Raw genomic sequence first — 8,325 nt, 5'->3', positions numbered from 1 at the left:
CGGGGGTGGCGGAGGCGGAGGCGGTGGTGCCGGTGTCGGTGCGGGCGCCTGTGCGACGGGTGTCGGGGCGACCGGCTTCACCGGCGGCTCGGGCGTCGGGGCCGGGGCCGGGGCCGGCGGATTGGCCACCTGGGACAGCGTCACGACATCGACCACGACAGGCTCGTCGATGACGCGGTCTTGCCGCATCAGGTTCGGCAGGCCGAACCAGGCGAACAGGACGATCGCACCGTGGAATGCAGCTGACAGGGCGAGACCCTTACGCATTTTCCCTACACTTGCCCGTACATCTATTCACCACGCTTGCCACATCATGCTGACCGGTCAGCGCCGGCTTTCCTGCGGCATCTCGGCGATCAGCGCGACCTTGGTGAAGCCGGCCGAATTGATCAGCCCCATCACTTCCATCACCCGGCCGTAATTGATCGCCTGGTCGCCGCGCACATAGATGCGTGTGTCCGGCTTGTTCTGCGTGATCGCCTGCAGGCGCGGCACAAGTTGCCCGGCATCCGTCTCGGTCTCCTGGATGAACAGCCGGCCCTCGGCATTCACGGTCACCACAAGCGGCTCGATCTGGTCGCTCAGCTGCGAGGCCTGCGTCTTCGGCAGATCAACCGGCACACCGACAGTCAGCAGCGGCGCCGTCACCATGAACACGATCAGCAGCACCAGCATGACGTCCACGAAGGGCGTCACATTGATCTCGCTCATCGGCGTGTAGCGGCCATTGCGTCGACCGACACCCCCACCGCCATTGCCCAGCTTGGCGCCCATCGCTTACTCCCCTTCGTCGAGCTGGCGCGACAGGATGGAGCTGAACTCGGCGCCGAAGGCTTCCAGACGGGCGGCGTATTTCGCGAGATCGTTGGAGAGCTTGTTGTAGGCCAGCACCGCCGGGATCGCAGCCACCAGGCCCAATGCCGTGGCGAACAGCGCTTCGGCGATACCGGGGGCGACCACCGCCAGGCTGGTGTTCTTCGACACCGCGATGGAACTGAAGGAATTCATGATGCCCCACACCGTGCCGAACAGGCCGATGAAAGGCGCCGTCGAACCAACCGAGGCGAGGAACGGCATGTGCTTTTCCAGCTGCTCCATCTCGCGGCCGATGGTGACGTTCATCGCCTGCTCGATGCGGCTGCGCAGGCTGGTGCGCAACTGCCCGGTGGCGGTCAGCCCCTTGGCGGCGGAACGGCGCCATTCGCGCATCGCGGCGGCAAAGATCGAGGCCATCGGGTCCGAAGGGCGGTTGCCGATGCGGTCATAGAGATCTTCCAGCGATCCGCCGGACCAGAAGCTCTCCTCGAACTGCGCGGCATGCCGGCGCAGCTTGCGGAGGGTCATCGCCTTGTCGAAGATGATCGCCCAGCACCAGAGTGACGCCAGCGCCAGCATCAGCATCACGGTCTTGACGATCCAGTCGGCCTGCATGAACAGGCCGAGAGGCGACATGTCGTGTGCTGCCACGGACCCCGCGAGGGCGACCGAATCGATAACGGTAGGTTCCATTAAACGTACTCTCCTAGCTGGCGAGCAGTGTCATGACGAAGATGGCAGAAGTTGGATGAAGTAAGGCCTGCATCGCATCCCTCAATACCGTCGGCAACCGGGCCGGACGCAGCCCGGCACCAAGACAGGCAAGGCGGATATGCATGCGAACGAGCAGCGCGCCGTCACGTTCCACGCGCTGCTCGGCCTCGATGGTGGCGCCGCCGACGGATAGCACGCGGGTCTCGACCCACAGCAGATCGTCCAGCCGCGCCGGGGCAACATAGTCGATGGTGCAACCGCGAACCGCGAAGGCGATGCCATGCTGGTCGCGCAATTCCGCCTGGCCGAAGCCCATGTCGCGCAGCATCTCGCTACGCGCACGCTCGGCATAGCGCAGGTAATTGGCGTGATAGACGATGCCGCCGGCGTCGGTATCCTCGTAATAGATGCGCACGGGCAGGCGATGCCGCCGCCCGTCCGGCCCCTCCACGAAGGCGGCGGCGCTGGGAACCGGATCAGACATCCGGCCCCTCATCCGTGTCGCTGCCCAGATCGTTGCCGAGCATGTCGAGCTGTCGCGCCCGGTCCTGCGGCATCGGCAGCCCCAGATAGCGGTAGCCCTGCGGCGCCAGCATGCGGCCGCGCGGTGTGCGCTGCACCAGCCCCTGCTGCATCAGGTAGGGCTCGATCACCTCTTCCAGCACGTCGCGCTGCTCGCCCAGCGCGGCGGCCATGGTCTCGACCCCGACCGGCCCGCCCAGATAGGTCTCCGCTAGCGAGGAGAGATAGCGCCGGTCCAGAGAATCGAGGCCCAGCGAATCGACGCCGAGGCGGGTGAGCGCGGCATCGGCGGCCTTGGCGTCCACCGCCTCCAGCCCGGCCACCGAGGCGATGTCGCGCACCCGGCGCAGCAGCCGGTTGGCGACACGCGGCGTGCCGCGCGAGCGGCGGGAGATTTCCTCCGCCCCATCCTCGGTCAGGGTCATGCCCAGCAGGCCGGCGCCGCGCGTGACGATGCGGCGCAGCTCCGCCGGCTCATAGAAGGTCAGGCGCAGCGGAATGCCGAAACGCTCGCGCAGCGGCGTGGTGATGAGGCCCGACCGCGTGGTCGCGGCGACCAGCGTGAAAGGCGGCAGGTCGATGCGGATGGAGCGCGCCGCCGGCCCCTCGCCAATGATCAGGTCGAGCTGGAAATCCTCCATCGCCGGATAGAGCACTTCCTCCACGGCAGGATTGAGGCGGTGAATCTCGTCGATGAACAGCACGTCGCGCGGCTGCAGATTGGTCAGCAGCGCCGCGAGGTCGCCCGCCTTGGCGATCACCGGGCCGGAGGTCGCGCGGAAATTCACCCCCAGCTCGCGCGCCACGATCTGCGCCAGCGTGGTCTTGCCGAGGCCGGGCGGGCCGGCGAACAGCACATGGTCCAGCGCCTCGCCACGGCCGCGCGCCGCCTCGATGAAGATGGAGAGGTTCTCGCGCACCGGCTTCTGGCCGACGAAATCGTCGAGGACCAGCGGACGCAGCGTGTTGTCCTGCGTCTCCACGCCCTCTGCCTCGGGCGAGACGATGCGGTCCGGGCTGTCGATCATGCCGCCAGCTCCTTCAGCGCCGCCGGGATCAGCGCCTGCAGTTCAGCCCCCTCACCCAGGGTCCGGCTGGCCTTCATCACGGCGGCGAACGCCTCTGTCCGGCCATAGCCCAGATTGACCAGCGCGGACACCGCATCGCCCGCAGCACCCTCGACCCCACCGGCAGGTGCTGGAGCGCCATTCGCCGCCTTGCCGGCCTCTGCCTTGGCACCGCCGGTCAGCGCCGCCAGCGACAGATGCGCGGTCTTGTCCTTCAGCTCGTTCACGATGCGCGCGGCCAGCTTCGGCCCCACCCCGTCGGCGCGGACCAGCATCTTCGGGTCGTTCACCGCGATGGCCTGGGCGATCTGGTCCGGCGTCAGGGCGGAGAGGATGGCCAGTGCCACCCGCGCGCCGACCCCCTGCACCGTCATCAGCAGGCGGAACCAGTCGCGCTCCGTGGCGTCGAGAAAGCCATAGAGCCGGATATGATCCTCGCCGACATGGGTGTCGATCAGCAGCGTCACCGCCTCGCCCGGCTTCGGCAGCCGGTCCAGCGTACGCCCGGCCGCGAAGACCAGATAGCCGACGCCATTCACGTCGATCACCGCGTGATCGGTCCCGGCGCTGTCCAGCAGCCCGCGCAACCTGGCGATCATCGCGCGCCTGCCGCCTGCGCCATGAGAAGCGCCTTCTCATAGGCAGATCCGGTCTGCCGGAAATGCGCATGGCAGATGGCAACGGCCAGCGCATCCGCCGCATCCGGGCCGATGGCGTTGGAGCCGGGCAGCAGCGTGCGCACCATCATCTGCACCTGCTCCTTCGCGGCATGGCCGGCGCCGACCACCGCCTTCTTCACCCGGTTCGGCGCATATTCCGTGACCGGAATGCCGAGGCTGGCCGGCGCCAGGATGACAGCACCGCGCGCAAGGCCCAGCTTCAGCGTGGATTCCGGGTTCTTGTTCACGAAGGTTTCCTCGATGGCCGCCTCGTCCGGGGCGAAACGCTCCAGAATGTCGGCCACGCCCCGGTTCAGCTGCAAAAGGCGGGAGGCGATGTCAGCGGCGGAATCGGAACGCACCACGCCATTGGCAACGTGGATGAGGCGGGTGCCCACCGCCTCGATCACGCCCCAGCCCGTGTTCCGCAGCCCCGGATCGAGGCCGATCAGCCGCATTGCCCGCTCCCACCCGGCGCCAATCAGGCCGCCGTCAGCTTTTCCATCACGTCGTCGGAAATTTCGAAATTCGCCGCGACGCTCTGCACATCGTCATTGTCTTCCAGCACGTCGATCAGCTTCAGCAGCGACGCCGCCTTCTCCTCATCGACCGGCGTCGTGTTCTGCGGCCGCCAGACGAGGCCGGCCTGCTGGGCAGCGCCGAACTTCTCCTCCAGCGCATCGCGCACGGCGGCGAAATCCTCCTGCGAGCAGGTGACCTCGTGGGTCTCCTCGCTCGTCTCCACATTCTCGGCACCGGCTTCCAGCGCCGCCTCGAACATGGCATCGGCATCGGCGGCCTTCACCGGATAGATCAGCTGGCCGACCCGGTCGAACATGAAGGACACGGAATTGGTCTCGCCCAGCGACCCGCCATGCTTGGAGAAGGCGGCCCGGACCTCGGCCGCAGTGCGGTTGCGGTTGTCGGTCAGCGCCTCGACGATGACGGCGACGCCGCCGGGGCCATAGCCCTCATAGCGCATCTCCACATAATCGGTGTCGCCCTCGCCGCCCGTGCCCTTCTTGATGGCGCGGTTAATGTTGTCGTTCGGCATGTTGTTCGCCCGGCCAAGCGCGATGGCCGCACGCAGGCGCGGATTGGACGACGGATCGTCGCTGATCTTCGCCGCCGTGGTGATCTCTCGGGCGATCTTGGTGAACAGCTTGGCGCGCTTTGCGTCCTGCGCGCCCTTGCGGTGCATGATGTTCTTGAATTGCGAATGGCCGGCCATGACTGCCTGTCCTGGGATTCCATAACGTGAGGTTGCTGGTTTATACCAGATGTAGTGGATCATCGCACGCGGAACCGCTGCATGAACGCGACTCCGGCAAATAATTGCCTTGTCCCGCAGTGGCCGCCCGCACCGATACCATCCGGTAAGACGTTGTTGGACTTAACAAATGCCATGCGCCATGCAAGAGAATTCTGTAGAGTAGGCAAGCCTGAGCGCAGTCAGGCCAACGAGAAGGACGGTATCGCGGCCAGCGCCGCGGACAGCGATGGGTGTGGGGTTTTTCCTCGGGACTTGCCAAGGCACGCCGGCTAGGGATACGACGCAAGCGCAGGACGGCAGGACAGAAAGCAGAAAAAATGCGCCGGATGAAGAGGCGCAGGCGGGGGACGGCTCCATTTAATGTCGAGGATCGATCAACTCAACGTCATGATCGTGGATGACAACCAGCACATGCGTTCGCTGGTCCGTGCCATCATGGAGGCAATCGGCATCCGCAATCTCATTGAGGCGCGCGATGGCGAGCACGCGCTGGACAAGATGCGCAACAACGAGGTGCATCTTGTGATCACCGACTGGAACATGGAGCCGATGGACGGCATCGACTTCACGCGCTATCTGCGCAGCAACCCCGACAGCCCCGATCCCTTCATTCCGGTCATCATGCTGACCGGCCATACCGAGCGTGCGAAGGTGGAGCTGGCGCGCGACGCCGGCGTGGACGAATTCATCGCCAAGCCGGTCACCGCGAAGGCGCTGCTGGCGCGTATCAACTCCATCGTGAACCATCGCCGGCCCTTCATCCGCACCGGCCGCTATTTCGGACCGGACCGGCGACGAAAAAACATGCCGTTCGACGGTCCGGAGAAGCGGGCCGACGAAAATTAGGGTATATAAAATCCGATCATTCTCCACTCCGCCCGGCGCCGCCGGGCCCAGACGGCAGGGCAAGGGCCGATGACGAAGAAGAACATCGAGATCATCCACCCGGCGAACAAGCTGAAGCAGTACATCACCGATCCGCGTAGCCTGAACGCGACTGCCCTCGCCAAGGCCGAGGCCGCGATGCAGAAGGTGGCCGGCTCCATCGATCTCACCAAGGAGGCCGACCCCACGCTGAAGGAGATGCAGGCCGCCTATCAGACGATGAAGGGCGACCCCAGCCAGGCCCAGGCACAGGGCCAGCGCATCTATAATCTGGCGCACGACCTGCGCGGACTGGGATCGAACTTCAACTACCCGCTGATCACCCGGATCGGCGGATCGCTGTGCCGCTTCATCGAAGGGCTTGAGACCGCCAGCGACACGCAGCTGGAAATTATCCGCGCCCATATCGACGCGATACGCGCCGTGCTGCACAACAAGATGAGCGGCGAAGGCCACGCCATCGGCATCCAGATCGCCGAAGGGCTGGAAACGCTGGTCCGCGAGGAGCGCTGAGAGGCTACTCCGCCGCCCGCGCGGAGGTTCCAGCCAGCCAGAAGGCGACGGCCGACAGCGCGGCCAGCACCACGAGCACCATCAGCACCAGATCGTAGCCGCCGGACCATTCCCACAGCAGCGCCGCCACGAACGGCGCTATTGCCTTGGCCACGGTCGCCGGCATGTACATCGCGCCATTCACCGTGGCATAGGCCTCGCTGGTCAGCAGTTCCGGCACGATGGTTGCCCGCACGATGGTCATGACACCGTTCGCGGTGCCGTAGAGCGCGCAGAAGCCTATCGCCAGCGCCGCCGTCGTCGGCACCAGCCAGAGCAGCGCCATCGCCAGCACCATCAGCGAGAACACCACACGCCCCGCCACCGCCGAGCTCATGCGCCCGCCCAAGCTCATCAGCACGATCCGGCCGGCCACCTGCATCGGCCCGATCACCGACATGGCACCGATGATCGCCGCCATCGGCAGACCGCGCCCGATCATCATCGGCACCAGGTGGAACAGCAGCGCGGCAATCAGCGCGCTGTACAACATAAAGGCCATCAACAGCGCCCAGAAGCGCGGCAGCGCCATCAGCTGACGCATCAGCGCCTTGCCGGCGCCCGCCGGTTTTGCCGCCGGCACCGATTCGGGCACATCCTGTTGCCGGGCCGCCTTGCGGGCAGGGTCGCGCAGCACCACCAGATGGATCGTGGCGCAGAACAGCAGGTTCCATAAGGCCAGCCCGACCAGCGCCTCGCGCCAGCCCCACAGCTCGATCATCAGCTGGGTCAGCGGGATGAAGGCCGTGCTGGCCAGCCCGCCTATCAGCGTCATCGCGGTGATGCCGGAGCGGTAGCGCGTACCCAGCCGCACTGCCAGCACCGCGAAGGCCGGTTCATAGAGGGTGGAGGCCAGCGCCATGCCCATCAGCGCCCAGATCGCATAGAAGACGAAGATGCTGTCCGTTACCGCCCAGATCGCCAGCACCGCCGCCCCCAGCAGCGAGCCTATCGTCATCACCAGCCGCGCCCGCCCCCGGTCGATGGCGATGCCGACCGGCAGCGCGGTCAGGCCCGACACCAGCAGACCGATCGACAGCGCCCCGTTGATCGATGCCCGCGACCAGCCGAGATCCTGTTCCATCGGCACGACGAACAGCGAGAAGCTGTAGAACAGCGACCCCCAGGAAACGAGCTGCGCGCTGGCCAGGGTCAGGACGAGGATCCAGCCCTGGCGATCGAGGCCGGCGGCCGGGGACGGCTTGGCGGGGGCGGTCATACTGTCATGAGCCTGCGGCGATGGAGAATTGGTCTAGACCTTGGCGGGAGCACAGCACTTTACCGCAGTATCGGCAATCCGGATGTCCTTGCGATTTGTCGGTTGTGCAGAGCAGACGCCGGTTTCCGGCAATTCCAGCTCGACCTTCGCTGCCGCCTCCCTGTCACCGGCCAGCGCGGCAACGATGGAGCGCACCTGCTCGTGCCCGGTGGCCAGCAGGAAAGTCGGCGCACGGCCATAGCTCTTCATGCCAGCGATGTAGAATCCCGGTTCCGGATGCGCCAGTTCCGCCGCGCCATGCGGCCGCACCGTGCCGCAGCTGTGGATGTTGGGGTCGATCAGCGGCGCCAGCGCCGTTGCGCATTCCAGCGCCGGATCGATGCCCAGGCGCACCTCGCGCAGGAAGGACAGGTCCGGGCGGAAGCCGGTCGCCACCACGATCTCGTCCACGGCGACCTCCTGTCCATTGCCTGTAACCAGCAGACCGTCCTGCGGCGCGGCGGTGATGCCAGTCGCCCGGAACGGCGCCAGTAGCGTCACCGTACCGGCCTCGATGGCCTGCCGCGCCCTTGTGCCAAGCTCGCCCCGTGCCGGCAGCGCATCGGCGGCACCGCCGCC

10 protein-coding genes and 2 pseudogenes are annotated in these 8,325 nt (G+C 66.3%); 2 read left to right on the top strand and 10 right to left on the bottom strand.

From position 1 onward, the window contains the following. The 8 genes and pseudogenes from P24_RS20225 to P24_RS18740 form a co-directional block, all read right to left on the bottom strand. Positions 1-267 (bottom strand): annotated as a pseudogene (locus tag P24_RS20225) (hypothetical protein); the annotation flags it as partial. Positions 268-324: 57 nt separating this feature from the next. Next, entirely contained in the window at positions 325-774 is a 450-nt protein-coding gene (gene tolR / locus P24_RS18770) for a protein TolR (RefSeq protein WP_008946332.1), read from the bottom strand. A gap of 3 nt (positions 775-777) precedes the next feature. Next, entirely contained in the window at positions 778-1,509 is a 732-nt protein-coding gene (gene tolQ, locus P24_RS18765) for a protein TolQ (protein ID WP_008946331.1), read from the bottom strand. A gap of 13 nt (positions 1,510-1,522) precedes the next feature. Next, positions 1,523-2,014, bottom strand: a complete 492-nt coding sequence (gene ybgC, locus P24_RS18760; RefSeq protein ID WP_008946330.1) for a tol-pal system-associated acyl-CoA thioesterase — start codon at positions 2,012-2,014, stop codon at positions 1,523-1,525. Continuing rightward, positions 2,007-3,080, bottom strand: coding sequence for a Holliday junction branch migration DNA helicase RuvB (gene ruvB, locus P24_RS18755; protein WP_008946329.1), 1,074 nt, complete (start codon positions 3,078-3,080; stop codon positions 2,007-2,009). The genes ybgC and ruvB overlap by 8 nt, the downstream gene beginning before the upstream one ends. After that, positions 3,077-3,718, bottom strand: a complete 642-nt coding sequence (gene ruvA / locus P24_RS18750) for a Holliday junction branch migration protein RuvA (RefSeq protein WP_008946328.1) — start codon at positions 3,716-3,718, stop codon at positions 3,077-3,079. Before ruvA ends, ruvB begins: the two co-directional genes overlap by 4 nt. Next, a complete protein-coding gene (ruvC, locus tag P24_RS18745) occupies positions 3,715-4,236 on the bottom strand; it encodes a crossover junction endodeoxyribonuclease RuvC (RefSeq protein WP_008946327.1) in 522 nt (173 codons plus the stop codon). Before ruvC ends, ruvA begins: the two co-directional genes overlap by 4 nt. Before the next feature lie 23 nt (positions 4,237-4,259). After that, positions 4,260-5,009, bottom strand: a complete 750-nt coding sequence (locus P24_RS18740; RefSeq protein WP_008946326.1) for a YebC/PmpR family DNA-binding transcriptional regulator — start codon at positions 5,007-5,009, stop codon at positions 4,260-4,262. 402 nt (positions 5,010-5,411) lie between these two features. Between P24_RS18740 and P24_RS18735 the strand changes: the two genes are divergently transcribed. Next, entirely contained in the window at positions 5,412-5,897 is a 486-nt protein-coding gene (locus tag P24_RS18735; protein WP_040708499.1) for a response regulator, read from the top strand. A 69-nt stretch (positions 5,898-5,966) separates the two neighbouring features. After that, positions 5,967-6,449: a hypothetical protein gene (locus tag P24_RS18730; protein ID WP_008946324.1), complete on the top strand. Its 483-nt coding sequence runs from the start codon at positions 5,967-5,969 to the stop codon at positions 6,447-6,449. Between the two features lie 4 nt (positions 6,450-6,453). Here P24_RS18730 and P24_RS18725 read toward each other — a convergent pair whose 3' ends face one another. Then, complete coding sequence (locus P24_RS18725) at positions 6,454-7,707, bottom strand: MFS transporter (protein WP_008946323.1); 1,254 nt, start codon at positions 7,705-7,707, stop codon at positions 6,454-6,456. Between the two features lie 33 nt (positions 7,708-7,740). Next, positions 7,741-8,325, bottom strand: a pseudogene (locus P24_RS20360) (FAD-dependent oxidoreductase); the annotation flags it as partial.

The organism is Oceanibaculum indicum P24 (assembly GCF_000299935.1).
Taxonomy (GTDB): Bacteria; Pseudomonadota; Alphaproteobacteria; order Oceanibaculales; family Oceanibaculaceae; genus Oceanibaculum; species Oceanibaculum indicum.
The sequence above is the reverse complement of the archived record's forward strand: the minus strand, read 5'-3'. Positions and strand labels throughout refer to the sequence as shown.